Raw genomic sequence first — 25,650 nt, 5'->3', positions numbered from 1 at the left:
ATTTCGGACTAGCCCAGAGCGCGCCGCCTCAAGCAAACTTTTGGTGCTCTAAGAACTCCAAAACCGGCGAAAAACACCGAACTCAAAGGCGGCCCACATCAAGTCCATATCTGACTAGCTGCAGCCGGTCGTGCCGCCGCAGGTGTCGCACTTCAGGCAGGTTCCGTTGCGGACCAGGGTGAAGTTCGCGCATTCCGGGCAGGCTTCGCCGACGTAGCCCTTCATCTTGGCCTCGGCCCGCCGGTCTGCGACGCTGCGCTCCGGCTTGGCGAAGGGCAGGGCCTCGATCGAGGTCTCCGCGTGGACGGACAGCTCGGTTTCCATCTTCAGCGCCGTCGCGCCGCGTAGGGCGTGGACCACGCCGCCGGCCGGGGCCGACTGGCCCGCGTTGCCGGAGCCGACCCCGACGGTCGCGCCGGACGGGCCGCCCTGGATCAGGGTCAGCCGGTCGGCCGAGCCGCGGAGCAGCCCGCGAGAGACGACGCTGGCGGCCGTCTGCTGCGGCTTGCCCGGCTCGCGGGTGGTGTCGCCCTCGCCGCCGCCGAGGATCGTGGAGCCGATCTCGGAGGGGTCGACGTGGGCGAGGTCCATGCGGGCGAGGTACGAGATCGCCAGCTCGCGGAAGACGTAGTCGAGGATCGAGGTCGCGTTCTTGATCGCGTCGTTGCCCTGCACGAAGCCCGCCGGCTCGAAGCGGGTGAAGGTGAACGCCTCGACGTACTCCTCCAACGGAACGCCGTACTGGAGGCCGAGGGAGATCGCGATGGCGAAGTTGTTCATCAAGCTTCGGAAGGCGGCGCCCTCCTTGTGCATGTCGATGAAGATCTCGCCGATGCGGCCGTCGTCGTACTCGCCGGTGCGCAGGTAGACCTTGTGCCCGCCCACGACCGCCTTCTGGGTGTAGCCCTTGCGCCGGTGCGGAAGCTTCTCCCGCGAGCGGATGCGCTCGACCCGCTCGATCACCCGCTCGACGATGCGTTCGGCGAGCTGCGTCGCCTTGGCGGCGGCCGGCGCCTGGACCAGCGCCTCGACCATGTCCTCCTCGTCGTCCTCGTCCTGGATCAGGGCCGAGTTCAGCGGCTGCGACAGCTTCGAGCCGTCGCGGTAGAGGGCGTTGGCCTTAAGCGCGAGGCGCCAGGACAGGGTGTAGGCCGCCTTGCAATCCTCGACCGTGGCGTCGTTGGGCATGTTGATGGTCTTGGAGATCGCCCCCGAGATGAAGGGCTGGGCGGCGGCCATCATGCGGATGTGGCTGTCGACCGAGAGGTAGCGCTTGCCGATCCGCCCGCACGGGTTGGCGCAGTCGAACACCGCGTAGTGCTCCTGCTTGAGGAAGGGAGCTCCCTCCAGGGTCATCGCCCCGCAGATGTGGGTGTTGGCGGCCTCGACGTCCTTCTTCGAAAAGCCGAGGAACGGCAGCAGCTCGAAGGTCGGGTCGGAGAGCTTTTCCGCCGGCACCTTCAGGGTGCCCATGAGGAAGTCGTCGCCCAGCGTCCAGCGGTTGAACACGAACTTGATGTCGAAGGCCGACTTCAGGCCGGCTTCGATCGCCGCGATCTTGTCGTCCGAAAAGCCCTTGGCCCGCAGGCTGCCGGGGTTGATCGCCGGCGCTTGGCCCATCGAGCCGTGGCCGACCGCGTAGGCCTCGATCTCGGCGATCTCGGATTCCCGGTAGCCCAAGGCCCGCAGCGCATCGGGCGCCGCCTGGTTGATGATCTTGAAGTAGCCGCCGCCGGCGAGCTTCTTGAACTTCACCAGGGCGAAGTCGGGCTCGATGCCGGTGGTGTCGCAATCCATGACGAGACCGATCGTGCCCGTCGGTGCCAGCACCGTCGCCTGAGCGTTGCGGTAGCCGTGCTCCTCGCCGAGCCGCAGGGCGCGGTCCCAGGCGGCGCGGGCGTGGTCGCCGAGGTTGCCCTGCGGGATGTTGGCGTGGTCGAGGGGAACGGGCGAGATCGACAGGAACTCGTAGCCCTCGGCCTCGCCATGCGCCGCGCGGCGGTGGTTGCGGATCACCTTCAGCATGGCGTCCGCGTTGTCCTCGTAGGCCGGAAAGGCCCCGAGCTCGGCGGCCATCTCGGCCGAGGTGGCGTAGGCCACGCCGGTCATGATCGCGGTGAGCGCGCCGGCGAGAGCCCGGCCCGCATCCGAATCGTAGGGCAGGCCCATGGTCATCAGCAGGCCGCCGATGTTGGCGTAGCCCAGCCCCAGCGTGCGGTACTTGTAGGAGAGCTCGGCGATCTCCTTCGACGGGAACTGCGCCATCGTCACCGAGATCTCGAGCACCACCGTCCAGAGGCGGTTGAGGTGCTCGAACGCCTCGACGTCGAACTGCTTGGTCTGCCGGTCGTACATCGTCAGCAGGTTGGCCGAGGCCAGGTTGCAGGCGGTGTCGTCGAGGAACATGTACTCGGAGCACGGGTTCGAGGCCCGGATCCGCCCGCCGGTCGGACAGGTGTGCCAGTCGTTCATCGTGGTGTTGAAGTGCAGGCCCGGGTCGGCCGAGGCCCAGGCGGCCTCGCCGATCTTCTCCCAGAGGTGGCGGGCGCCGACCGACTTGGTCTTGTTCGAGTTGCGGTCGCGCAGCAGCCACTCCCCGTCAGCCTCGACCGCGCGCAAAAAGTCGTCGGTGAGGGAGACGGAGTTGTTGGAGTTCTGGCCGGCGACCGTCAGGTAGGCCTCCGAATCCCAGTCGGTGTCGTAGACGGGGAAGTCGATCTTGGTGAAGCCCTGGCGGGCGAACTGGACGACGCGCTTGGTGTAGGCGTCCGGCACCATCGCCTTGCGGGCGGCCTTGATCTCGCGCTTGAGCGCCGGGTTGCGCTCGGGATCGAAGCAGGCGTCGCCCTCGGCCTCGCACTGGGTGCAGGCCTTCATCACCGCGGTGAGGTGTTTGGAGACGACCTTGGAGCCGGTCACCAGGGCGGCGACCTTCTGCTCCTCCTTCACCTTCCAGTCGATGAACTGCTCGATGTCCGGGTGGTCGATGTCGACGATGACCATCTTGGCCGCGCGCCGCGTGGTGCCGCCAGACTTGATTGCGCCCGCCGCCCGGTCGCCGATCTTGAGGAACGACATCAGCCCCGACGACTTGCCGCCGCCGCCGAGCTTTTCGTTTTCTCCACGCAACAACGAGAAGTTCGAGCCGGTGCCGGAGCCGTACTTGAACAGGCGCGCCTCGCGGACCCACAGGTCCATGATGCCTCCCTCGTTGACGAGGTCGTCCTGGACCGACTGGATGAAGCAGGCATGCGGCTGCGGGTGCTCGTAGGCCGTCTCGGACTTCGTCAGCACGCCGGTCTTGTAGTCGACGTAGTAGTGGCCCTGGCTCGGGCCGTCGATGCCGTAAGCCCAGTGCAGGCCGGTGTTGAACCATTGCGGCGAGTTCGGCGCGACCATCTGCTTGGCGAGCATGAAGCGCAGCTCGTCGAGGAATGCGGAGGCGTCCTCCTCGCTGGTGAAGTAGCCGCCTTTCCAGCCCCAATAGGTCCAGCAGCCGGCGAGGCGGTCGAACACCTGGGTCGCGGAGGTCTCGGAGCCGGTGCGCTCAGCCTCGGGGAGTTCGTTCAGCGCCACCTCGTCGGGCACCGAGCGCCACAGGAAGGAGGGAACGTCGTTCTCCTCGACCTTCTTCAGGCGCGCCGGCACGCCGGCCTTGCGGAAGTACTTCTGCGCCAACACGTCGCTGGCGACCTGGGACCACGCCTCGGGCACCGAGATGCCGTCGAGGCGGAAGACCGTAGAGCCGTCCGGGTTGCGGATCTCCGACAGCGCCTTGCGGAAGGGGATCGCCGCATAGGGCGAAGAACCGGACGTGGTGTAACGACGCTCGAACCGCATGAGACGCACCTCTCCCGACGAGGCGCAGCTGCGCCCCGGGGTTGAATCCGGAGATCCGAAGAGCCGAATCCGGGCGCCTGGATGGACGCTGCCCGGACTGGCCGACGTTGGTAAGAAGGTGGCTGGACGCGCGCTGATCGAACGGATCGGTGCGCCCGAACCATGACCCGGACATTAACGCCGGGCCGGCCCTTACGTCAACAAGTGGTGTTCGCGCGGCCGGTTCCACGCTAGATGTTGTGGTCTTGCGGGTAAAACTGTGGATAAGTCGCGGCACTGCGTAAGTGCTGTTTCTGCTGTGGGGATTTCGCGCGGAAAATTTTTGCGTCCACAGCGTCGGCGGACGGCTCGAGGCGCCTTCGCGCCGCATGGCCGCACGGGCGTGACCGCCGGGCGATACCTCGGCCCCCGGCGACGGCGCCGCCGGGTTGCAGCCCTCGCTGCGGACTTGGATCTCGATCTGGTTCCGGACTTGGATCTGGACTTGCGAGCACCCGCTCCGCATAACCGCCCCGGCACACCGATCGCGGTCGCGTGTGCGACGAGGCTCGGAGACGGCGATGGCGCTCAAGGATACGCTTCTGCGCATCTTCACGTGGTGGAACGGGCAGACGATGTCGCTCGCGCTCTACACCGCGCGCAGCGGCAACTTCGTCGGCAGCGACGACCACGGCAACAAGTACTATCGCGCGCAAGGCGCCCTGATCGACCGCTCGGTCGGCTCGGAGCGGCGCTGGGTGGTCTACAACGGCTATGCCGACGCCTCGAAGGTCCCGCCCGGCTGGCGCGGCTGGCTCTGCCACAACGTCGAGCTGCCGCCGAGCGAGGAAGCCTACACCCCGCGCGAGTGGCAGAAGCCCCACGTCGAGAACATGACCGGCACGGCCGACGCCTACCGCCCAAAGGGTTCGCAGCTCTCCTGGGGCGCGCGGCCCGCCGCGACCGGCGACTACGTGCCGTGGAATCCAGGCGAGTAGCGCTCCGGTCCTCCTGCCGGCAGGTCACCGACCTGTGCTGACCCGGCTTCGGGATTGTAGGGCCTTTTCTGACGAGGGCACCGTCATTCCGGGGCGCCGTAGGCGAGCCCGGAATCCAGAGCCGCAGGTCGCTCTTCAGCATGCGCTGTCGGCGGATCTGGATTCTGGGCTCTGCTGCGCAGCACCGGAATGACGGGGGGGCTGGAAACGGAGCCTGCAGGCCTCGTCCGTCCGACGTACGGCGGGATCACAAGCGCCACGCCCTTTTTCCACCACCGTTCCGGTGTTGAACGCCCGCCATCCGTCGGCTTTTCGCCGCGTCGTCCAATCGTCGGGAGGGGCGTGCCTTGAGCCGCATCACAGCACGCGCCGCACTCGGGCCCTTCGCTATCGCCTTCGTCGCCCTCTGCGCAGGCCCAGCCTCGGCCGACAAGATCAAGAACCCGACCGCGGTGTTCTCCGGCCTCGACAAGATCACCGGCCGCATCGTCTCGTTCGAGGTGGCGGTGGACGAGACCGTGCAGTTCGGCGCGCTGCAGCTCACCCCGCGGGTCTGCTACACGCGGCCGCCGACCGAGAGCGCCAAGACCACGGCCTTCCTCGAGGTCGACGAGGTGACGTTGGAGAACAAGTACCGCCGGATCTTCACCGGCTGGATGTTCGCCTCGAGTCCCGGCCTGCACGCGATCGAGCACCCGATCTACGACGTGTGGCTCGTGGATTGTAAGGGCGGCAGCGACATCATCGCCGAGGCGCGCGAGCAGGAGGATGTGCCGGCGATGGCCGCCAAGCCCGAGCGCAAGCGCGGCACGAAGGATGCGACCAAGACGGTGCAGCAGGTCAACTCGGCCGGTCAGGTCGACGTCGAGGCGCCACGCGGCGTCCCCGTGCAGCCGCGCCAGAAGCCCTCGCGGAAGTTCTTCCCCTCGAACGAAGGCCCGGCCGCAGCCCCGCCGCAGCCCCAGCAGCCGCAATCGCTGTTCGACGCGCTCTTCCGCTGATCGCGATCTCTTCTTCCTCCCCTTGTGCGGGAGGAAAACGCTTTCGCCTCAATCCCCTGCGCCACCCACCCCGAGCGCGGCGAGCGCCTGAGCGCCGCGCACGCTGCCGTCCGTCGGCCAGGCGTTCCAGTCGCCGGCATGGCCGAGCGCCTCGGCGAGGCGGCGTTTGTAGACGTGGCGCGGCAGCTCCTCGGCGCCGAACTGGGCGAGGTGCTCGGTGACGAACTGCGTGTCGGCGAGGCGGTATCCGCCGGCGCGAAGCCGGCCCATCAGGTGGACGAGGGCGACCTTCGAGGCGTCGCGGACCTCGTGGAACATGCTCTCGCCGAAGAAGACCGCGCCCATCGACACCCCGTAGAGCCCGCCGACGAGGCGGCGCGGCTCGCCGGCGTAGACCTCGACGGTGTGGGCGTGGCCGCGGTCGAACAGTGCGCCGTAGAGCTCGCGGATGCGGCCGTTGATCCAGGTGCGCTCGCTCTCGCGGCGCGGGGCGGCGCAGCCGGCGATCACGCCGTCGAAATCGGTGTCGCTGCGGACCTCGAACGCGTCCGAGCGCACCGTGCGGGCGAGCCGCTTCGACACCCGGAACCCGTCCAGCGGCAGCACGCCCCGCGCCCGCGGCTCGACCCAGTACAGCGTCGGGTCGTCGGCGTCCTCGGCCATCGGGAAGATGCCGGCGGCGTAGGCCTTGAGCAGGATCTCGGGCGTGATCTCCACGCGGGTGCCGTCGTGCATGGCGTCGATTCTGGCGTGCGCGCGCCCGGAACGCCAGGGGGCGGGCGCGCAAATCCGCGCCGCCGACGCCGCGGCGCGCGGATCGCAATCCTTCTGCGGTTCGATCCGTCCGCGCCACGACTGGTCTGCATCCGCGGATAACTTTGGAAGCACATCCCCGGCTTCGCAGCGTATCGTCAGGATTATCGAAAGGACGCGGCGGCGTACACGCCGCATGGAGGCCGGCATGACCGTGGCGATGCGCAAGTCACAGCTGAAGTCCCGGATGCCTGCCGGCCCGATCCACGCCTGTTGCCGCACCGACGGCATGGGGAAGGAGCGAGAGCAGGCAGGGAAGGACTTCGATCATGGGCTATCACGACGCAACGTTTGACCCGACCGGCGCCGGCCGCGCGTCCGGATACCGCGACGCCGCCGCGGCGGCCCGCCTGCGGCGCCGCGATTACGGCCGGGCCGCCTTCGCGACCGCCGTCGACGACGGTCTGATGCCCGACGAGGTCCGGGGCATCCTGGCCGGCCGCAGGATCGTCGACGCCTTCCCGGTGCGACGGGGCGAGAGCCCGCCGGCCTATGCCGGCCGCGCGGTGGCCGAGATGATGGTCGCCTACCTCGCGCATGAGGCGTTCTAAGCCGCCGGCCCGCTCGGCCCGAAGCGTGATCCCAATAAACTCCAATCCGTGAGACGGCCTGCGCGAAGGCGCAGGCGAGAGGTCTTGGCATGCCGAACGACAAGCCCCGCCGCTTCGCGACCCAGTTCGCGACCACGTGTGCGGTCTCGGCGCTCGGCGTCGCCTGCCTCGTCGGCGCGGTCTCGGCCGACACGCGGACCGCCGTGCGGATGGCGTTCGTCGGCGCCTCGACGGACCTCGCGCAGCGCTTCGCGCCGGAGGAGGCTGGGGCGCGGGTCGTCCTCGGGCCGGGCGGGGCAGACGTGCGGGTGGCCGGCGACCTGATGGACGGCGTCGCACTGCAGGTCGCGAACCTGCTCGCCGCGCATCCAAACGTTCGCCGCATCCATCTCACCAGCGGCGGCGGCCTCGTCGAGGAGGGGCTGGCGCTGGGCGCGCTGATCGCCGCGCACCAGCTCGACACCTACGTTCCCGACGAGTGCGCCTCGGCCTGCACCCTGGCCTTCGTCCGCGGTCGCGGGCGCTACCTCGGCGCGAGCGGACGGCTCGGCTTCCACGCCCCCTACGAAGCCGGTCTGTTCGGGCAGGCCTTCCCGATCGACGCGGCCCCTGAGCGGGCGGCCTATCGCGCGGCGGGGCTCGCTGCGGACTTCACCGCCGAGGCGCTGGCGGTCGCCTCCGACGACATCTGGATGCCTGACGCCGACCGCCTGATCCGGGCCGGCGCCGTGACCGAGGTGGTGGAGACCGACCGCTTCCCCGACTCGACCCTGGACGACGACGACAGCCCGCTCGCGGCCCGCGCGCAGGTGCTGCGCAACCTGCCGATCCTCGCCCAAGCGGAGCCTGGCGCCATCGATCGGATCGCCGCCTGGTACCGCGACGGCTACCACGACGGCCGCTCGGAGGCGGATGCCCTCGGCGGGATGCGCGCCCACGCGAGCGCGCACCTGCGGGGCCTGTTCCGCCGGGCCGACGACGCCACGGTCCGCGCCCTCGGGCATGCGACCCTGACGGCGATGCGCGCGGCGCAGGCCTCCGACGACAGCACCTGCGAGGCGATGGCCGGCGGCGACCTGGTCGCGATCGAGGAGGCGTTGCGGCAGGCCCATCATCCGGTGCCGAGCCTGGCGGCGCTGGTGGCGCAGGCGTTGCGGCAAGCCACAGCCGCCAGGGAGCCGACGACCGCCGCGGATGCCGAAGCCGCGCGCCCGCGGCGACACGCCCGGCACCTGGCGGTCCGGTGCGGCGCCCGGATCGCGGCTTTACGGCAGGTGCTCGAAGGCACAGGCCCGGACGCCGCCGCCCGGCTGCGGGCACTGCTTCTCGACGACACGCCGCACGCGGTCGCCGCGGTCGCCGTGCCGTGAGTGCGGTTTGGGGGAGGCGTCTCCCTCCCCGCTGGCGGTCGTGTTCACGCGTCTCTGCGCACGGTCGCGGTTGGACTGTCCGAAGCACCGCTCGGCCCCCCGTGGGGGACGGTAATTGCAGGAGGCACCACACCGTTATTCCGGGGCGCCGCAGGCGAGCCCGGAATCCCTAGCCGCCGTTGGTGCAAAATCCGGCTCGACCTGCGTTTCTGGATCCCGGGCTCCGCTGCGCGGCCCCGGGATGACGCGGTGCTGCCAGTGTGTTTCCGAAGAGCAAATCGCCATCTGCGATCGCCCTGCCCAGGGGAGAGGGTAGGCTTGGGGGGGCGTGACCTACACCGAGGGGGCACGCCCCTCATCCTGTCCTTCTCCTCATGGGAGAAGGGACCCGCGCATCACTCTGCAGACGTCCGAAGGTGGAAAACGCGGAGCCCGCGGTGCCCGAGCCTAAAGGCCCGGGCATCGACTCACGCCGCCTCGAGCAGGCGCCGGGCGATGACCTGGGCCTGAATCTCGGCCGCGCCTTCGAAGATCGAGAGGATGCGGGCGTCGCACAGCACCCGGCTGACGGCGTATTCCAGGGCGAAGCCGTTGCCGCCGTGGATCTGCAGGGCGTTGTCGGCCGCCGCCCACGCGACGCGGGCGCCCAGCAGCTTCGCCATGCCGGCCTCGAGGTCGCAGCGCTTGCCCTCGTCCTTCTCGCGCGCCGAGAAGTAGGTGAGCTGGCGGGCGATGTTGATCTCCACCGCCATCATCGCGAGCTTGTCGGCCACCCGCGGGAAGCTGATCAGCGGCTTGCCGAATTGCACCCGGTCCTCGGCGTAGCGCAGGCCGAGGTCGAGGGCCGACTGGGCGACGCCGACGGCGCGGGCCGCGGTCTGGATGCGGGCCGATTCGAAGGTCTGCATCAGCTGGGCGAAGCCCTTGCCCTCGACCTCGCCGAGCAGGTTGGCGGCCGGCACCTCGAAGTTCTCGAAGGCGAGCTCGTACTCCTTCATGCCGCGGTAGCCGAGCACCTCGATCTCGCCGCCGGTTAGGCCCTCGACCGGGAACGGCTCCGCGTCGGTGCCGCGGGGCTTCTCGGCGATCAGCATCGAGAGGCCACGGTGGCCCTTCTCCTCGGGCTTGGTGCGGACCAGCACGGTCATGATGTCGGCGCGGACGGGGTGGGTGATCCAGGTCTTGTTGCCGGATATCTTCCAGGTCTCGCCGTCCTTCACCGCCTTGGTGCGCAAGGATGCGAGGTCCGAGCCGGTGTTCGGCTCGGTGAACACCGCGGTCGGCAGGATGTCGCCCGACGCGATCTTGGGCAGGAAGCGCTGCTTCTGCTCCTCGGTGCCGCCGCACAGGATCAGCTCTGCGGCGATCTCCGAGCGGGTGCCGAGAGAGCCGACGCCGATATAGGCGCGCGACAGCTCCTCGGAGACGACGCACATGGAGATCTTCGGCAGGCCCATGCCGCCGTACTCCTCCGGGATCGTCAGGCCGAAGACGCCGAGCTCGGCCATCTTGGCGACGATCTCCATCGGGATGTAGTCGTTCTTCAGGTGCCACTCGTGGGCCTGGGCCACCACCTCGGCCTTGCCGAAGCGGCGCATCTCGGAGCGGATCGCCTCCATGTCCTCGTCGAGGCCGGAATCGCCGACGGTGGCCGAGGCCGCGCCGTCGCGGATCTTCTGCACCAGGGCGGCGCGGTTCTCCGGGGTGTTGCCGTCGGCGATCAGCGCCTCGACGGCGTCGGTACGGAACTGCTGCACCTCGCGGGCGGTGAGACCGAGCGAGCCGACCGGGCGCACCATCTCGCCCTGGCTCATCGGGATGCCCGAGAACATCTGCTCGAGGTACTCGCCGGCGCCGATCTTCACGAGCAGCGTCTCGGTCTCGCCGAGGCGGCCGGCATCGCGCAGGTTCGCGGCGTAGGTGCCGAGCTCGCGCACCGCCTCGCCGTAGGTGGCGATCCAGGCCAGCCCGTGGGCGGCGTGCTGCTCGGCCTCCAGCTTGGCGGCGTCGACCTTGCCGTCGGTGCCGAGCACGCGGGTGCGGACCCGGCGGGTCGCCTCGGCGACGAGACGTTTCGCGGATTCGCCGGCGGCCTTCGTGAGGGCGACGAGATCCTGCGGCTCGGGCTGGAAGGCGGGCGAAGCGGACATGGCTGGCACTTTCGTCTGAACGTTTCCGGTTGCCAGCAATATAGGCCCGATCGGCCGGGACGTAGCAAATTCTTCAGGCTCGGGACCGCAATTCGTCTTGAATTTTCTATGCAGCCGCGTGCAATTTTCCTCAACGCCGCAACTGGTTGGCGAAACAGTGGGCGCCGTCGCCGCGCCGTCGAGCTTAGCCCCGGTTGGCCACGGCGACGCCGACCGCGGCGACCGCCATGCCGGCGATCTGCAGCCCGGTCAGCGCCTCGCCGAACATCAGATAGGCCATCGCCGCCGAGACCGGCGGCACCAGGAACAGCAGCGCCGAGACGCCGGCCACCGCACCGCGGCGGATCAGGACGAGCAGGAGCAGGATCCCGGCGACGGAGCTCACCAGCACCGACCACGCCATCCCGAGCCAGACCGGCAGCAGCAGCGGCACGCCGAGGCCGTCGCCGGAGAGCAGCGCCAGCGGCACGGCGACCAAGCAGGCGCCGACGAACTGCAGCGTCGCCGTGGCGAGGAGGTCGGCGTCGGCGCCCGTGCGCTTCTGCCAGAGCGTGCCGAGCGTGATCGCGGCGACCGCGCCGGCGCAGGCGGCGAGCGCCACGGGCGGGATGCCGGCGGGGTCGGCGGCGCCGATCTTCGGGGCGAGGACGAGGCCGGCCCCAAGGAAGCCGAGCCCGATCCCGAACCAGCGGCGCCGGCTCACCGCCTCGCCGAGCACCGGCCCGGCCAGCATCGCCGTCGCCAGCGGCTGCAGGCTGCCGACGAGGGCGGCGATCCCCGCCGGAAGGCCGCGATGGATCGCCCAGAACACGCCGACGATGTAGCAGCCCTGCATCAGCACGCCCGCAACCATTGCGTCGCGCCACCCGGCGCCGGTCCGCGGCCAGCGGGCGCGGAGGGCCAGCGCGATGGCGGCGAGCACTAGGGCCACACCCATGACCCGCAACGCCACGAAGGGCATCGGCTGGGCGTAGGGCGCGACGAACCGGGCCGCGATGAAGCCGGTCGCCCAGATCAGGACGAACAGGCCCGGGATCAGGACGTTTGCGAGGAGGGCTGGCATGATGCCGCGCAGGCAGCACGCGGCGCCCGCGGTGACAACCGAAAAAGCCGCCTCGCGCCCCCGATTGCGGGACAGGGGGCCGCCTGCCGTTGCCCGAAGGCTTCACCCCGGCACCGAACGCCCCCGCCCGCCTCTCCACGCGTTGACGGAGGCGGGCGGGCGATCACGTATCCGTAAAACGCATCCTCCATCGGGTAGCATCGCCGCACGTGACAAACGTTTTGACGGAAGGATCGCCGCACATCCCTTTGCCGCGCACCCGGGGAGGGGGGATGCCGGCATGAAGCCCCTCCGCACCGCCCTCGAGGTCGCGGGCATCGCCGCGCAGCGCTTCGTGTCCCATGACGGCTGGGCGATCGCGAGCCACATCGCCCTGTCGATCCTGACCTCACTGTTCCCGTTCCTGATCCTGCTCGCGGCGCTCGCGGGCCTGCTCGGCACCAAGTCCCTGGCGGACGAGGCCGGCGTACTGATCTTCGACGCCTGGCCCCGGGAGGTCGCCAAGCCGATCGTCGGCGAGGTCCACCGGGTGCTCACCGAGCAGCGCGGCGGGGTCCTGACGTTGGGCGCGGTGCTGGCGCTGTACTTCTCGTCCTCGGGCGTCGAGAGCCTGCGGGTAGGTTTGAACCGCGCCTACGGCCTACGCGAGATGCGGCCGTGGTGGCTGACGCGCCTCGAATCGATCGGCTACGTCGTCTGCGGCGCCTTCGCGATGCTGGCCTTCGCGCTGCTGGTGGTGCTGGGGCCTCTGATCTGGCGCAACGTCGTCCTGGTCGCGCCGGGGCTGGAGCCCCTCGGCCTCACCGTGGCGATCGCGCGCATCGGCATCACGGCGCTGCTGCTGGCCATGGTGCTGATCATCGCCCACAAGTTCGTCGCCGCCGGCCGGCGCTCGTTCCTGGCGGTGCTGCCGGGCATCGGGGTGACGCTGCTGCTGTGGTTCTTCGCCGGCCTCGGCTTCGGATACTACCTCGACCGCTTCTCGACCGCCTACGCCTCCACCTACGGGGGGCTGGCCACCGCGATGGTGTTCCTGGTGTTCCTCTACTGGCTCGCGGCGATGTTCCTGTTCGGCGGCGAGATCAACGGCACGGTGATCGCGGCCCGTCGCGCCCGGCTCCGGGCCCGGATGCTGGCGCGCCAAGCGCACCCCTAGAGCCGAGACGCTTTGCCGGGAACCGAGTCCGATCCGGGCTGTTTGCCACGAGACTCCATGTGATCCGAAACCTTATCCGGCCCGCCTCCCCGAAACGGGCGGCGGGCCGTTTTTCTTTGGGCGTCAGCCGATCAGGACCTGTCGCGGCGATGGTCCGCGCCACTCCCCTCCACCGCGAGCCTGCCGGATTCCCAGCGCTCGTCGAAGCGAACCGCACCCGCGCCGTCATCCCGGGGTTGCGCAGCAGAACCCGGGATCCAGAGCCGCCGACGGCGCAGACTGGAGCATGACCTCCGGTTCTGGATCCCGGGCTCGCCTTCGGGGCCCCGGGAGGACGGGGAGGATGCGGAAGCCGAAAACGAGAGGTGTCGGAATCACATGCCGTCTTGCAGAAGAGGAGTGGCCGGCAGCTCCGAACGCACGAGGCCGGACCTCTCGGCCCGGCCCCGCATCCGCGTAACGGTCCTCGTTCACGCCGCCAGCGCCAGCACCGCCTCTTCCTCGTCGGCCTCGGCTGCCATGAACTGCGCCCGGGCGAGTTCGGCGAAGCGGCCGTTCTGGGCGACCAAGCCGTCGAAGGTGCCGCTCTCGACGATGCGGCCCTCGTGGAAGACCAGGATGCGGTCGGCGTTGCGGATCGTCGCGAGGCGGTGGGCGATGACGAAGGTGGTGCGGCCCTCCATCACGGCTTCCAGCGCGCCCTGCAGGCGGCGTTCGGTGGCGGCGTCCAGCGCGCTCGTCGCCTCGTCGAGGATCAGGATCGGCGGGTTCTTCAGGATCGCCCGGGCGATCGAGAGCCGCTGGCGCTCGCCGCCCGAGAGCGAGCGACCGCGCTCGCCGATCACCGTGTCGAGGCCGTCGGGCTGGCGCGCCATGAAGGCGGAGGCCTGGGCGCGCTCCAGCGCGTCGAGCATCTCGGCGTCGGTGGCGTCCGGGCGGCCGACCTGGAGGTTCTCGCGGATCGAGCGGGCGAACAGCATCGGCTCCTGGAACACCACGCCGATGTTGTGGCGCAGCGACGAGACGCCGACGTCGCGGATGTCCATCCCGTCGATGCGGATCGCGCCGGCGCCGGGGTCGAAGCTGCGGTGGAGCAGGCCGAGCGTAGTCGACTTGCCCGAGCCGGTGGTGCCGACGAGCGCCACGGTCTCGCCGGCGCGCGCCGAGAACGACACCCCGTCGAGCGCCTTGCGGCGGCCGTCGTAAGAGAAGCCGACGGCGTCGAACTCGACCTCGCCCTCGAAGCGGGCGACCTGGACCGCGTGCGCGCGGTCGCGGACGGCCGGCACCGTATCGAAGATGGTGAAGAACTCGGCGATCTTCGGGGCCTGCTGGAACAGGCCGTTGACGAAGCCGACCACGTGGTCGAGGCGGGTCACCAAGGCGGTGGCGAGGCTCATGAAGGCCACGACCTCGCCGACGGTGGTCGAGCCGGCCTGGTAGAGCATGATGCCGGTGACGAACACCGCGGTCATGGTGATGGTGGCCGAGGCGCGGGTCGCGACGTTGGCCAGCGCCCACCAGGACAGGACCGGGATCTGCGCGGCGAGCAGGTTGCCGATGATGTCGCGCATCGCGTCCTTCTCGGCTTTGGCACGGGTGAAGGACTGGATCACGGCGACGTTGCCGAGCGCGTCGGAGGCGTGCGCGGCGAGGCCCGAATTGTAGAACTCGACCTCGCCCTGCAGGGTCTCGGTGCGGCGCATGACGAAGGTGGTCAGCGCGGTGAACACCAGCACCAGCACGAGCAGGATCGAGCCGAGCTGCCAGTTCACGAACAGCGTCATCGGCAGCAGCACGCCCAGCGAGACCAGGGCCGCGAAGTGGTCGCGGAAGAAGCCGAGCCACAGGGTCGACATGCCGTTTGTGCCTTCCAGCATCGCCTTCAGCACGCGGCCGGAATGGTTGGCCGAGTGGAAGGCGAGCGGCAGGTCGAGGACGTGCTCGAAGTAGTTCGCCATCGTCGAGAGGCGGTTGCGGTGGGCCAGCCGGTCGGCGTGGAGCGCGATGGCGACGCCCGCCGCGATGGTGAAGAAGCCGAACGCCACCCACGCGCCGATCAGCGGCAGCATGGTCTGCAGGCCGTTGCCGCCGCGCTTGAGGTGGGTGAGCCCGTCGATGATGCGGCCCATGATCAGCGGCTCGGCGAACGCCGCCACCGCCAGAGCCACGTTGGCGAAGCCGAGGCCGACGGCGAGCCGCTTGTCGTGGCCCAGAAGGCTCAGGACGCGCGCGTAGAGACGAAACAGCGACATGTCAGCTCCGAACCGACCTCTGCACGCCCCGTGTTGCCCGGGTCCCGCGCGCTTCTTCCCCGAACCGGTCCGCGGTTGCGGCCCGGCCTCCTCATTCCGTCGCGCCCCGTCCGATCGTGCGGACGGTCAAGTGGGACGTCCCGAACTCCGGGCTCCCAAACGCTTGGCGCGATGGGGCTTATGCCAGGGGTTGGCTGAACGGCGCCTGACGGAGCCGCCGCGGGGGCGGGCCGTCTTTACGGTTCGTTCAGCAAGATTTCCTAACCCCGCGCCCGAGCGGTTCACAAGCGCGCGAACGGCGCATGCGGGCGAATTCTCGCGTCGGGCGTCATGTTCGGCAGCGCCCGCGCCGGCTCGGCCTGAGGCCACCTCCTCCAGCACCGTCATTCCGGGACCGCCGGCGGTGTCGGACCTGGTTTCGTCGTAGGCTCTGGATTCCGGGCTCCACTTCGCAGCCCCAGAATGACGACGGCCGGAACATCTTCACGCGCGGTGACTGACGGCGTGCGTCGAGACGATGCCCCTCCCGAAGCCGAGAGCCTGCTCGAGATCGGACGGTCAGCGTGCCGCGCCGACCTCGCGCAGGTAGCGCGCCGTCCCCGGGTTGAGGTTTTCGGCCGGCACCGCGCCGGAGAGGTTCCGGGGATCGCTGTCGCGGCCCTGCGGCAGGCGCCGGGCCAAGTCCGCGCCCGCCCGGTCGATTGCCGCCACCAGCCGGTGGGCCGCCTCCGGGTCGAGGCCGGGCCGCGCGAGGACGAGGCTCCACGATCCGACGGTGTCGATCGCCGCGTCCTGGCCGCGGAAGCTGCCGGCCGGCACGGTCATGCGGCGGAGCGACGGGCTGGCGGCGAGCGCCCGGTTGATCGCCTCCGGCGCCGGTCCGACGAAGCGGGCCCCGCCGGGCAGCGCCGCCACCGCCATGAAGCCCGGCCAGCCGATCCCGCCGCCCCAGAGCCCGGCCGCGCGCCCGTCGGCGACCAGGGCCGGGCCGTCGCCGGCATGGGCCAGCAGGATCGGGACGACGTCGCGCTCCGGGTCGAGGCCCGAGGCGGTGAGCACCGCGCGGCCCATCGCCGTCAGCCCGGAATTGCGTGTGCCGAGCGCCACCGGCTTGCCGGCGAGGTCCGCCAGCGTCCGCACGGGGCTCGCAGCAGCGACGACGAGAAGGCCGGGGGTGGCGTACATCGGCGCGACCACCGTGAGGCGCGGCGCGTCCTTCTCCGCCAGCGCCGGGTAGGCGACCTCCCCCTGCACCAGGGCGAGGTCGACGGCGCCGGCGCGCAGCAGCCCGACGTTCTCGGCCGAGCCGCCGGTGGCCTGGGTCTCGATGGTGAGGTCCGGATCGACCTCGTGGAGGGCGGCGGCGAACACTGCGCCGTAGGCCGGAAAGCCGCCGCCGGGGGTGGCGGTGCCGAGGACGAGGCGGAGCGGATCGGCCCGCACCGACGGCGCCAGCAGCGCGAACAGGCACAGGGCGAGCAGGACGCGTGTCGGCGGCATCGCATCCTCCGGATCGGCCTGCCGGGACGGCGAGCCGTTATTTCGCGGTCAGCAGCGCCCAGTAGACCTTGTACTTCGAGCCGGGCGCGTAGGCGGTGGCGATGCCCATCCGCGCGGCCTTCGGATCGAGCATCACCGCGTTGTGGGGCGGACTGTCGCGCCAGCCGGAGAAGGCCTCGGCGAGGGTGTGGTAGCCGGCCGACAGGTTGGCGTTGGCCGAGGAGAAGCCGAGGCGCTCCACCGCGCCCTTCACGGTCTGCGCCTTGCTCGGCCGGTCGGCGAGCGCCATCGACGCGGCCTCGGCCTCGGCGAGCTTCTGCAATTGCGGATCGAGGGTGAGGGCCGCTTCGCCGCGGCCGCGGCGATAGGCCGAGATCATGTCGCGGGCGGCTTCGGTGTCGACGTGGGCGGCGTCGTTCGACAGCGGCAGGTAGAGGCTCGGCAGCGCCGAGGTCGTCTGCGTGTCGGTGGCGCAGCCGGCCAGCAACGCCGTGACGGCCAGCACCAGGACGCCCGCACCGTATCGTCCGATCCTGCCCACGTGTCCGACCCGCCGCTCGCCATCGGCCCGCGCCGGGCCATCCGCACGATCATATAGGGTGTCCGCCGGCACCGTGCAGCGGCGACGGTCATCAGGATTGACGATCCGTTCACCGGCTTGCGCTTAGGCTGTGCCGAATCGAACCGTGGATGCCGGGACGTTCCCTGTGCTCGCTCCGGTCCGCCGAGAGGATCGCGTGGCAATCTCCGAAGCGAACCTGTGGTGCGGCTCCCGCAAGGCGGCGTCGCCCACCGCATGACCGGGCTGCCCACCCATGCCGCTGCTGCGGCGTCGGCGACCCTCCGGTCCGCCGAGGCGCAGCTGCGCCTGATCCGCCGGGACGCCGAGCGGCTGGCCGAGCGCCAGCGCAGCTTCGATCAGGCCGCTGCCGCGGCCGGGATCGGCCTGTGGGAATGCCGGCTGCACGACGAGGCCCTCGACTGGTCGTCCGGCGTCTACGACCTGTTCGGGATTCCGCGCGGGACGGCCCTGTCGCGGGGGCGCACCCTCGAGCACTATCCGGCCGCCTCGCGCCGCGCCCTCGAGGCGGCCCGCACGCGGGCGATCGCCGAGCGGACCGGCTTCCGCCTCGACGCCGAGATCCGGACCGCCGCCGGGCAGCTCCGCTGGATTCGCCTGACCGCTACGGTGGAGGCGCGCGCGGGCGTCGCGGTTCGGCTGTTCGGGATCAAGCAGGACGTCACCGAGGAGAGGCTGGCCGCCGAGGCGGCGCGCCGGCGCGCCGAGGTCGACGGGATGACGGGGCTGGCCAACCGGATGTGCTTCGAGGACCGCCTTGCGGCCCTGTGCCGTGCCGGCGCGGGGCTGCTGGTGCTGGTCGACCTCGACGGCTTCAAAGCAGTCAACGACGGCTTCGGCCACGCGGCAGGCGATGCCTGCCTGCGGGAGGCGGCCCGCCGCCTGGCCGGGCTCTGCCGACGGGCCGACCTCGTGGCGCGGATCGGCGGCGACGAGTTCGCGATCCTGCTCGGCGGCGATTGCGCGGCCGACGCCGCCGAAGCCCTCGCGGCGCGGATCGTCGGCGCGGTCGGCCGGCCGATGCAGGTCGGCGGCGTCACGATCCGGGTCGGCGCCTCGGTGGGCATCGCGGCCCTGGTAGGGGGCGGGCCGGCGGATGCCTTCACCCGCGCCGACGCGGCGCTCTACGCCGCCAAGCGCGCCGGCCGGAACACGTTCCGCACCCATGGCGCCCCGATCCGCCTCGCGTGATCGCCCAGCCTCGCGCGGCCGCCCCCGAGGATACGACGACGCCTACGCGTCCCGCTGGTGCGCCGCCATCGCCGCCGCCGCCGCCTTCAGGCCCCAGGCCAGGAGGCCCTTGGCCTCCGCTTCGGTGCGCGCCTCGGTGTAGCAGCGCAGCTCCGGCGCGTTGCCCGAGGCGCGGAAGTGGATCGTGCGGCCGCCGTCGAGCGCGATCCGGACCCCGTCCTGCGCGTCGACCGCCTCCGGCACGCCGACCGGCTTCAGGAACGTGTGCCGGAACCCCGCGTCGCCGAGGCTGCGCAGGAGCGCGCCGCTGCGCTCGGGCGGCGTCTCGGGCAGGCGGTCGCTCGCCATCGCGCCGACGTCGAGCGCGGCGACGAGGCCGGCCAGCGGCAGGCCGGCGTCGCGGGCCGCAGCCAGCGTCGCGAGGATCGGCAGCATCGCGTCGCGCGTCGGCAGGGCGGGCAGCACCGATCCGCCGAGCGCTACGTCCGACCCGAGGAGGAAGCCGCCATTCGCCTCGAAGCCGGCCACCGTCTTCGCGCCTGCGCGCTGCGCCTGCTCCATGCCGGCGATGACGAAGGGCGAGCCGACCCGGGTGCGCAGCACCTGCGCGAACCCGCCGGCCCGCTCGATCGCCGAGCCCGCGGTGACGGGCACCGCCACCGCGTCGGCGCCGAGATACCGCCCCGTGATCAGGCCGAGCACGTCGCCGCGCAGGATGCCGCCGGCGGCGTCGGCCACCAGCGGTCGGTCGGCGTCGCCGTCGGTGGTGACCAGCGCGTCGTAGGCGCCCGACGCCATGGTCTCGGCGATGTAAGTCACATCCTCCGGGCGATGCGCCTCGGTGTCGATCGGGACGAACGTGTCCGAGCGGCCGACCGGCGTGACCTCGGCGCCGAACCCTGCCAGCAAGTCGGCGAGCAGGTCGCGGGCGACCGAGCTCTGCTGGTAGACGGCGACGCGCAGGCCGGCGAGGATGTCGGGCGCGAAGGCCGCACTGTACCGGCGCCGGTAGCGCTCGACCACGTCCGGGTCCGGCGTCGCGGCGACGGGCGCCGGCATCGTCCCGACCGCGGAGACGTCGCCGAGGGCGGCGAGGATGGCGGCCTCGTCGGCTTTGGTGATCTCGCCGTCGGGCCGGTAGAACTTCAGGCCGTTGCGGTCCTGCGGGATGTGGCTGCCGGTGACCATCACGGCGCAGGCCCCGCGCCGGATCGCCTCCAGCGCCAGCGCCGGCGTCGGAAGCGGGCCGCAATCGATCGCGGCAAAGCCCGCGGCGGCAGCCGCCGTGGCGACGGTGGCGGCGATGTCCGCGCTGCTGTCGCGCAGGTCGCGTCCGATCACCGCGGTGCGGCTCGCGCAGGAAGTGGCGCCGACGGAGCGGAAGAACGCGCCGGCATAGGCGTAGCTCGGCCACCCGACGAGGTCGGCCACCAGGCCGCGCAGGCCGCTCGTCCCGAACTTCAGGCTGCTCACGACGTCCTCATTTCCTTGCCGACCTAAACTTGCCCTTCGCCGACTCGATGGCCGTGCTCACGGTCCGGGCCGGCCCAGCCTTGCGCGCGCATGCTCGAGCACGTCGGCGATCGCGGCGTCCCAGTCGCCGCGGGGCGTCCAGCCGGTCGCCGTGCGCAGCCGGGTCGCGTCGCCGGCCGCCACCGGGATCTCGGACGCGCGCATCCGGTCGGCTGCGACCCGGACCTCGAACGCGACCCGTGCGTGCCGGCGCAGGTCCGACACCACGCTCGCGATGCTGCGCGGCCGCCCCGAGGCGACGTTGAACACCGACCCGTCGGCGATGTCCACGCCGCGGGCGATCAGCTCGGCATAGGCCCGCACCACGTCGCCCACCGGCAGGAAGTCGCGCTCGGCGGCGAGGTTGCCCACCTCCAGCACCGGCGGCACCAGGCCGGCCTCGATCCGCGCGATCTGGCCGGCGAAGGACGGCAGCACGAAGCGCTCGTCCTGGCCGGCGCCGACCTGGTTGAACGGCCGCAGGATCACCAGCCGCACGCCCGTCCGCGCCAGCACGTCGCGCAGGATCGTCTCGCCGAACCACTTCGAGCGGGCGTAAGGTCCCTGCGGGTCGGGCGCCGCCTCCTCGGTCAGCGGGCGCCCGGAGAGGAACGCCCGGCCGTAGACCTCACCCGAACTCACGAACAGGAAGCCCGCGCCGGGCGCGGATCGCACCACCGCCTCGGCGAGGTTCAAAAGCCCGACGAGGTTGACCCGCCAGGTCTCGCCCGGCGCGTCCGCCGATTGCTGCACCGAGGCCATCGCGGCCAGATGCAGCACGTCGGTCGGCCGGAACGCGGCGAGGCAGGCATTCAGCGCCGGCTCGTCCAGCAGGTCGACCGTCTCGTAGGCGACGCGCTCCGGCAGCACGTCCGGGCTGCCGCGGCCGATCCCGAGGATCCGGTCCGCCGGCCCGCTTGCGGCCGAGAGCGCCGCGAGCGCGTGCTGCCCGACGAAGCCGGCCGCCCCCGTGACCAGGATCCGCTTCACGAGCGAACGGCGGCCGTCACGGCGCGGCACTGGTCCATGACGCGCTTGCCGGTCAAGCGCGGCCGCCGAGGCGCTTCAGGTCGGCCTCGACCATCTCCTGGATCATCGTCTCGAGCGAGATCTCGGCCTTCCAGCCGAACGCGGCTTCCGCCTTGGCCGGGTTGCCGAGCAGCACCTCGACCTCGGCCGGTCGGTACAGCTTCTCGTCGATGATCAGGTGGTCGTCCATCGGCAGGCCGACGTGAGAGAACGCGAGCGCGCACATGTCGCGCACCGTGGTGGTGCGCCCGGTGGCGATCACGAAGTCGTCCGGCTTCTCCTGCTGCAGCATCATCCACATCGCCCGGGTGTAGTCCTTGGCATGGCCCCAGTCGCGCTTGGCGTCGATGTTGCCGAGCCGCAATTCCTTGGCCAGCCCGAGCTTGATCCGCGCCACTCCGTCCGTGACCTTGCGGGTGACGAACTCGACGCCGCGCAGCGGGCTCTCGTGGTTGAACAGGATGCCGTTCGAGGCGTGCAGCTTGAAGCTCTCGCGGTAGTTGATCGTCATCCAGTGCGCGTAGAGCTTGGCCACGCCGTAGGGCGAGCGCGGGTAGAACGGCGTCGCCTCACTCTGCACCTGTTCCTGGATCAGGCCGAACATCTCCGACGACGAGGCCTGGTAGTAGCGCGCATCGGGCTTCAGGGTGCGCACGCATTCGAGCAGGTTGACGGCGCCCAGGCCCGTGATCTGGCCGGTGAGCAGCGGCTGCTGCCACGAGGCGGTGACGAACGACTGCGCGGCTAGGTTGTAGACCTCGTCCGGCTGCACAGCCTGAACGATCCGGGCGAGGCTCGACAGGTCGAGCAGGTTGCCGTCGTGAAGCTCCACGTCGTCCTCGATCCCGAGCCACTTCAGCCGGTGGTCGAACACCCCGGCATGGCTCGAGCGCCGTACCACCCCATGCACCGCATAGCCCTTCGACAGCAGAAGCTGCGCGAGATACGCCCCATCCTGCCCGGTGATGCCGGTGATCAGTGCCGTCTTGGTGCTCATCTGCGAGACCTCTTCCATCTAAACGTGACGTTCCGTCGTTCGATGAGCGAGGGCGCACGGTGTTTCCCGGTGGCATATCCACCGGAACCGCCGTTTTCAACGCATCAGAGGCCCGACCTCGGCTGCCGATACGCAGGCGTAGTGCGGGTCCGGTCCCCGGCGGCGCCACCGTGCCGTTGGCGGAGGCAGGCGGGTGCGTCGCCATCGCGAATCGTCCCGCCCGCTCGCGAACGATGCCGGAGCGTTTGGCCAAGGACTTTTGTTTTTGCAACCCAGGCGGGCATGGCGGCGGACGAAATCTATCTCTGCGTGCTTGCGAACCTCGGTTGCCCGCCCGCGGAAGCGAGCCTCGCGTGCTACCGGGCGCCGAGCGGGCTCGTGTCGCGGCCGGAGTCGATCCCGTTCTCCGGCGGAGGGCGGAACCGGCCGGCGATTTCGGAGAACGCCTCCTGCATCCCGTCGAGGCCCTGAACCGTGACGATGCTGGAGCCCGGCCCGAGCGGCGGGATGAAACCCGCCTGGGACAGTGTCCCGAACACCGCGAAGTTGAGGTCGTTCTGCACCTTCAGGCCGAGGCTCACGTCGACGATCATCACCACGAGTTCGAATTCGAGGAACGGGTCGCCGATCTTGCGGAACACCACGCGCGGTGCCGGCTCCTTCAGCACGTCGGCGTGCTGGGCGGCGCAGGCGAGCAGCATCTCGGCGGCGCGCGCCGGGTCCTGGTTGCGCAGCACGTTGACGGTCAGCGACACCCGCCCGGTCCGGTCGCCGCGGACGCGGTTCTTGACGATGCCTGAGATCAGGTTGGAGTTCGGCACGATCACCGCCGAGCGGTCGAAGGTCTGAATCTCGGTGGAGCGCACGGAGATGCGCTTCACGATGCCCTCCGAATCGCCGATCACCACCTGGTCGCCGACGCGGATCGGCCGCTCCCAGAGCAGGAGCAGGCCCGAAACGAAGTTGTTGACGATCGATTGCAGGCCGAAGCCGATGCCGACCGAGAGCGCGCCGGCCACGATCGTCAGCTTTTCGAGGCTGAGGCCGAGATACGAGAAGGCCAGGGCCAGGGCGAGCAGGAAGCCGCAATAACCCGACACGGTGGAGATCGAGTTGCGCAGGCCCGCATCGAGGTCGGTGGCGGGCAGGTAGACCTGCTCGAGCCAGCGCTGGACCGCCCGGGTGATGACGATGCCGAGGATCAGGATCCCGAGGCCCAGCGCGATGGTCGAGAGAGAGATCGTGACGTCGCCGACCTTGAAGCCGAAGAAGGCCTGCCGGATCGAGGAGACGATGTCGGTCGAATCAAGGCCCCAGGGCGCGAGCACCAGGAGCGCCACGATCAGGAACAGCAGCACCCGCGCGGCCCCGGTCGAGAGCACCGCGATCTGGTTGAGCGAGCGTTTGCGCAGGCCGGTGTTGGCCTGGAGCGCGGTGGCGAGCCGGGTGTCGTCCGACAGCGAGCCGCCGACGAAGGTGTCGGCGCTCTGTACGAGCAGGTAGAGCAGTACCAGGAGGCTCGCGGTCCAGACCAGCTGGTCGATCACGAACGCGGCGAAGGCGACGTAGCCGACGAGGGCGGCGACGCCGATGACGGCCGTCGCCGCCCAGCCGACGAGGCGCGCCGGTCCGCCGAGGCCGGTGGTGGTCTTCGTCGGCACGTAGGGGCCGAAGCAGGCCTCCTCTTCCTCTTCCTTGTCGGCGAAGCGGTGCAGGCCTATGGCGAGGATCAGCGCGGTCGCGACCGCGCCGATGCCGCGGGTGGCGATCGAGATCGGCAGCGCCGCCGAGATGCCCGAGTTCAGCGCCTCGATCGATTTCACCACGGTGATCACCGTGGCGATGCCGACCGCGAGCCGCGTCACCCGGATCGCCGCCGCGTCGCTCACCGGCGCGGGCCGCCATTGCGGCTTGTCCGGCGAGAGCAGGCCGTCGCACAAGGCCTCGACGAAGGCGATGAAGGCGAGGCCGGCCAGGATCGCGCCGGCCACCGGCAGCAGCCGGGAGGGCAGGAGGTCGGTGCCGTCGAGGGCGTAATAGACCGCGTAGGAGCCGATCACCGCCGGCACGGTGCCGAGCAGCAGCACCCGCCACGCGCCGAGGAGGGTCTGGCGCCGGGTCGGCTCGGCCATCGCCGCGTCGCGCCGGCCGAGACGCGGGGCGATGTTGCGGCGGCCGAAATACAGCGCCACCGAGACGCCGAAGGCGAGGCCGAGCAGCAGCAGGTTGCCGAGGGTGCCGTTGCGCGAGAACAGCAGCAGGATGTCCGACAGCGCGCTCTGCAGCGAGCGCACGTCGCGGGGCACGTCGGCCGCGACCCGCCTCCAGAGCTGCGGACTTACCAGGGCCAAGCTGCGCTCGAACAGTCCCTTGGTGAAGGACTCGCGCCGCCGGTTCGAGACCCGGTCGATGATCTGGTCGCCCTGGACCAGGAGCGAGCGCGCCAGCCGCTGGGTCTCGTCGATGCGCGAGACCGCCGCGTCGCGCTCGACCCGCTCCTGGGCGACCTCGGGGCTCTCCTCGGCGTCCTTGGGCTTCGGCCCGAGCTGGGTCAGGCGCTCGCGGGCCGATTCGAGCGGCGCGTCGAGCCGGCCGATGATCGTCCGGATCTCGTCGGTGACCGGGCCGACGCCGTCGCGGATGGCCGACAGCTCCGGCGTGCCGAGATCGGTGCGGGCGAGTTCCTTCTCGCGCGCGGCGAGGTCGTTCTTGGCCGCGTCGAGCTTGGCCCGCACCGCCTTGAGCGCCTCGGACATCTCGGGCTTCGGGGGGGCCGGCTTGGCGTCGGCCGGCTTGGCGTCAGCAGGCTTACCCTCGGCCGGCTTCGTCTCCGAGGATTTGGCGTCGGGCGTCTTGGTCTGGGTCCCGGCCGCGGGGGCCGGCGGCGGGGCCGACTGCGCCCAACCAAGGCCGGGGGCGAGCAGGAGCGCCGCCAGCCCGGCGGCGATCATCGAGCGGATCGGACTGCGCAGGCGCGTTTCGCGGGCGATTCGGCTGCGCGCGGACGGGCGACGACTCATCGAAATCCTTGGATGCTCGGCAGGGGCGACGGCAGGATGGGGGCACAGGGCCGTGGGCGCGGGCTCCGCGACGCCCTTCCGTGATGCCCTTGCCATGGTGCCGTCCCGCAAGAGGTGCGCCGTGTCGCCGATCAATGGGGCGAAAGCGTGCCGGGGGCCGCCCAGAACCCCCGGCGGAGACGATAACCCTGCGGCCGTCCGCGATCCGAGTTCGCCCCCCGGTGGTCGAAGGCTGAGGCCGGCATTCGGCCCGTCCGCGCCCGCCGGCCCGCCCGCGCAATCAATTGGACGTGATCGCGACGGGACGACCGCCGGCCACAACGTCGGCCGTCACACCGCCCCCCTGGCCGGATCGCGAAAGCGGCCCCGATGTGTCCCTGAGCGACGCCGATCCGACATCGCCGCGAGTAGCATGATTTTAATCATGACCCGTCATAAACGACACGGCTGGACTCAAATGTTCGCTGAAGCGCAAATCCGAATGCAGCAAACAGCGCTGAAGGGGCCGTGAGAACAAGGAAGTTTCTTTAGGGTGATCGCCTGCCCGAAGCATGATCCGCCTTCCGACCTCCAAGGCGCATGGCCGGAACGCCCGCCCGACCCGATCGACCGAGAGCATCCGCCCATCGCGTGACTGGATGTTCG

The 25,650-nt window shown here is 70.6% G+C and carries 18 protein-coding genes; 7 read left to right on the top strand and 11 right to left on the bottom strand.

Annotation, left to right across the window (positions count from 1 at the left end; genetic code table 11):
• Positions 1-114: 114 nt before the first annotated feature.
• Positions 115-3,840, bottom strand: coding sequence for a vitamin B12-dependent ribonucleotide reductase (locus FV234_RS06250; protein ID WP_147828412.1), 3,726 nt, complete (start codon positions 3,838-3,840; stop codon positions 115-117).
• Between the two features lie 560 nt (positions 3,841-4,400).
• On the opposite strand from FV234_RS06250, the gene FV234_RS06245 reads away from it, so the two are divergent.
• On the top strand, positions 4,401-4,817 hold the full coding sequence (locus FV234_RS06245) for an NADH:ubiquinone oxidoreductase subunit NDUFA12 (protein ID WP_147753137.1): 417 nt from the start codon (positions 4,401-4,403) through the stop codon (positions 4,815-4,817).
• Between the two features lie 347 nt (positions 4,818-5,164).
• Positions 5,165-5,818, top strand: a complete 654-nt coding sequence (locus tag FV234_RS06240) for a DUF2155 domain-containing protein (protein ID WP_147753138.1) — start codon at positions 5,165-5,167, stop codon at positions 5,816-5,818.
• 48 nt (positions 5,819-5,866) lie between these two features.
• Here FV234_RS06240 and aat read toward each other — a convergent pair whose 3' ends face one another.
• Positions 5,867-6,553, bottom strand: a complete 687-nt coding sequence (gene aat, locus FV234_RS06235; protein ID WP_147753139.1) for a leucyl/phenylalanyl-tRNA--protein transferase — start codon at positions 6,551-6,553, stop codon at positions 5,867-5,869.
• Between aat and FV234_RS06230 the strand changes: the two genes are divergently transcribed.
• The 3 genes from FV234_RS06230 (at position 6,552) to FV234_RS06220 (ending at position 8,552) form a co-directional block, all read left to right on the top strand.
• Positions 6,552-6,926, top strand: a complete 375-nt coding sequence (locus FV234_RS06230) for a hypothetical protein (RefSeq protein ID WP_147753140.1) — start codon at positions 6,552-6,554, stop codon at positions 6,924-6,926. The genes aat and FV234_RS06230 overlap by 2 nt on opposite strands.
• The gene (locus tag FV234_RS06225; RefSeq protein WP_147753141.1) at positions 6,901-7,182 is read left to right on the top strand and encodes a hypothetical protein; all 282 of its coding nucleotides are present in this window, start codon (positions 6,901-6,903) and stop codon (positions 7,180-7,182) included. The genes FV234_RS06230 and FV234_RS06225 overlap by 26 nt, the downstream gene beginning before the upstream one ends.
• Positions 7,183-7,271: 89 nt before the next feature.
• The gene (locus tag FV234_RS06220; RefSeq protein WP_147828411.1) at positions 7,272-8,552 is read left to right on the top strand and encodes a hypothetical protein; all 1,281 of its coding nucleotides are present in this window, start codon (positions 7,272-7,274) and stop codon (positions 8,550-8,552) included.
• A 467-nt stretch (positions 8,553-9,019) separates the two neighbouring features.
• On the opposite strand, the gene FV234_RS06215 is transcribed toward FV234_RS06220, so the two are convergent.
• Positions 9,020-10,702, bottom strand: a complete 1,683-nt coding sequence (locus FV234_RS06215) for an acyl-CoA dehydrogenase family protein (protein WP_147828410.1) — start codon at positions 10,700-10,702, stop codon at positions 9,020-9,022.
• Positions 10,703-10,886: 184 nt separating this feature from the next.
• Positions 10,887-11,765: a DMT family transporter gene (locus FV234_RS06210; protein WP_147828409.1), complete on the bottom strand. Its 879-nt coding sequence runs from the start codon at positions 11,763-11,765 to the stop codon at positions 10,887-10,889.
• A 280-nt stretch (positions 11,766-12,045) separates the two neighbouring features.
• On the opposite strand from FV234_RS06210, the gene FV234_RS06205 reads away from it, so the two are divergent.
• Positions 12,046-12,921: a YihY/virulence factor BrkB family protein gene (locus FV234_RS06205; protein ID WP_147828408.1), complete on the top strand. Its 876-nt coding sequence runs from the start codon at positions 12,046-12,048 to the stop codon at positions 12,919-12,921.
• A 470-nt stretch (positions 12,922-13,391) separates the two neighbouring features.
• Here FV234_RS06205 and FV234_RS06200 read toward each other — a convergent pair whose 3' ends face one another.
• The 3 genes from FV234_RS06200 to FV234_RS06190 form a co-directional block, all read right to left on the bottom strand.
• The gene (locus tag FV234_RS06200; protein WP_147828407.1) at positions 13,392-15,176 is read right to left on the bottom strand and encodes a glucan ABC transporter ATP-binding protein/ permease; all 1,785 of its coding nucleotides are present in this window, start codon (positions 15,174-15,176) and stop codon (positions 13,392-13,394) included.
• 558 nt (positions 15,177-15,734) lie between these two features.
• The gene (locus tag FV234_RS06195; RefSeq protein WP_147828406.1) at positions 15,735-16,676 is read right to left on the bottom strand and encodes a TAXI family TRAP transporter solute-binding subunit; all 942 of its coding nucleotides are present in this window, start codon (positions 16,674-16,676) and stop codon (positions 15,735-15,737) included.
• Between the two features lie 37 nt (positions 16,677-16,713).
• Positions 16,714-17,217 (bottom strand): CAP domain-containing protein, encoded by a 504-nt coding sequence (locus FV234_RS06190; RefSeq protein WP_147828405.1) that lies wholly within the window; start codon positions 17,215-17,217, stop codon positions 16,714-16,716.
• A gap of 222 nt (positions 17,218-17,439) precedes the next feature.
• Between FV234_RS06190 and FV234_RS06185 the strand changes: the two genes are divergently transcribed.
• On the top strand, positions 17,440-18,447 hold the full coding sequence (locus FV234_RS06185; protein WP_147828404.1) for a sensor domain-containing diguanylate cyclase: 1,008 nt from the start codon (positions 17,440-17,442) through the stop codon (positions 18,445-18,447).
• 42 nt (positions 18,448-18,489) lie between these two features.
• Here FV234_RS06185 and FV234_RS06180 read toward each other — a convergent pair whose 3' ends face one another.
• The 4 genes from FV234_RS06180 to FV234_RS06165 all read right to left on the bottom strand — a co-directional run bounded on the left by FV234_RS06180 (position 18,490) and on the right by FV234_RS06165 (position 25,005).
• Positions 18,490-19,920, bottom strand: coding sequence for a phosphomannomutase (locus tag FV234_RS06180; RefSeq protein ID WP_147828403.1), 1,431 nt, complete (start codon positions 19,918-19,920; stop codon positions 18,490-18,492).
• Positions 19,921-19,977: 57 nt separating this feature from the next.
• Positions 19,978-20,949 (bottom strand): GDP-mannose 4,6-dehydratase, encoded by a 972-nt coding sequence (locus tag FV234_RS06175; RefSeq protein ID WP_147828402.1) that lies wholly within the window; start codon positions 20,947-20,949, stop codon positions 19,978-19,980.
• A gap of 52 nt (positions 20,950-21,001) precedes the next feature.
• Complete coding sequence (gene gmd, locus FV234_RS06170) at positions 21,002-21,985, bottom strand: GDP-mannose 4,6-dehydratase (protein ID WP_147828401.1); 984 nt, start codon at positions 21,983-21,985, stop codon at positions 21,002-21,004.
• Between the two features lie 356 nt (positions 21,986-22,341).
• Positions 22,342-25,005: a DUF3772 domain-containing protein gene (locus FV234_RS06165; RefSeq protein WP_238272238.1), complete on the bottom strand. Its 2,664-nt coding sequence runs from the start codon at positions 25,003-25,005 to the stop codon at positions 22,342-22,344.
• Positions 25,006-25,650: the final 645 nt, after the last annotated feature.

The sequence above is a fragment of the Methylobacterium sp. WL8 genome (assembly GCF_008040045.1).
Lineage (GTDB): Bacteria > Pseudomonadota > Alphaproteobacteria > Rhizobiales > Beijerinckiaceae > Methylobacterium > Methylobacterium cerastii.
The sequence above is the reverse complement of the archived record's forward strand: the minus strand, read 5'-3'. Positions and strand labels throughout refer to the sequence as shown.

Coding starts and splice junctions, on each gene's coding strand:
- FV234_RS06250 (WP_147828412.1), bottom strand. CDS start 3,840: ATGCGGTTCGAGCGTCGTTACACCACGTCCGGTTCTTCGCCCTATGCG.
- FV234_RS06245 (WP_147753137.1), top strand. CDS start 4,401: ATGGCGCTCAAGGATACGCTTCTGCGCATCTTCACGTGGTGGAACGGG.
- FV234_RS06230 (WP_147753140.1), top strand. CDS start 6,552: ATGGCGTCGATTCTGGCGTGCGCGCGCCCGGAACGCCAGGGGGCGGGC.
- aat (WP_147753139.1), bottom strand. CDS start 6,553: ATGCACGACGGCACCCGCGTGGAGATCACGCCCGAGATCCTGCTCAAG.
- FV234_RS06225 (WP_147753141.1), top strand. CDS start 6,901: ATGGGCTATCACGACGCAACGTTTGACCCGACCGGCGCCGGCCGCGCG.
- FV234_RS06220 (WP_147828411.1), top strand. CDS start 7,272: ATGCCGAACGACAAGCCCCGCCGCTTCGCGACCCAGTTCGCGACCACG.
- FV234_RS06215 (WP_147828410.1), bottom strand. CDS start 10,702: ATGTCCGCTTCGCCCGCCTTCCAGCCCGAGCCGCAGGATCTCGTCGCC.
- FV234_RS06210 (WP_147828409.1), bottom strand. CDS start 11,765: ATGCCAGCCCTCCTCGCAAACGTCCTGATCCCGGGCCTGTTCGTCCTG.
- FV234_RS06205 (WP_147828408.1), top strand. CDS start 12,046: ATGAAGCCCCTCCGCACCGCCCTCGAGGTCGCGGGCATCGCCGCGCAG.
- FV234_RS06200 (WP_147828407.1), bottom strand. CDS start 15,176: ATGTCGCTGTTTCGTCTCTACGCGCGCGTCCTGAGCCTTCTGGGCCAC.
- FV234_RS06195 (WP_147828406.1), bottom strand. CDS start 16,676: ATGCCGCCGACACGCGTCCTGCTCGCCCTGTGCCTGTTCGCGCTGCTG.
- gmd (WP_147828401.1), bottom strand. CDS start 21,985: ATGAGCACCAAGACGGCACTGATCACCGGCATCACCGGGCAGGATGGG.
- FV234_RS06165 (WP_238272238.1), bottom strand. CDS start 25,005: ATGAGTCGTCGCCCGTCCGCGCGCAGCCGAATCGCCCGCGAAACGCGC.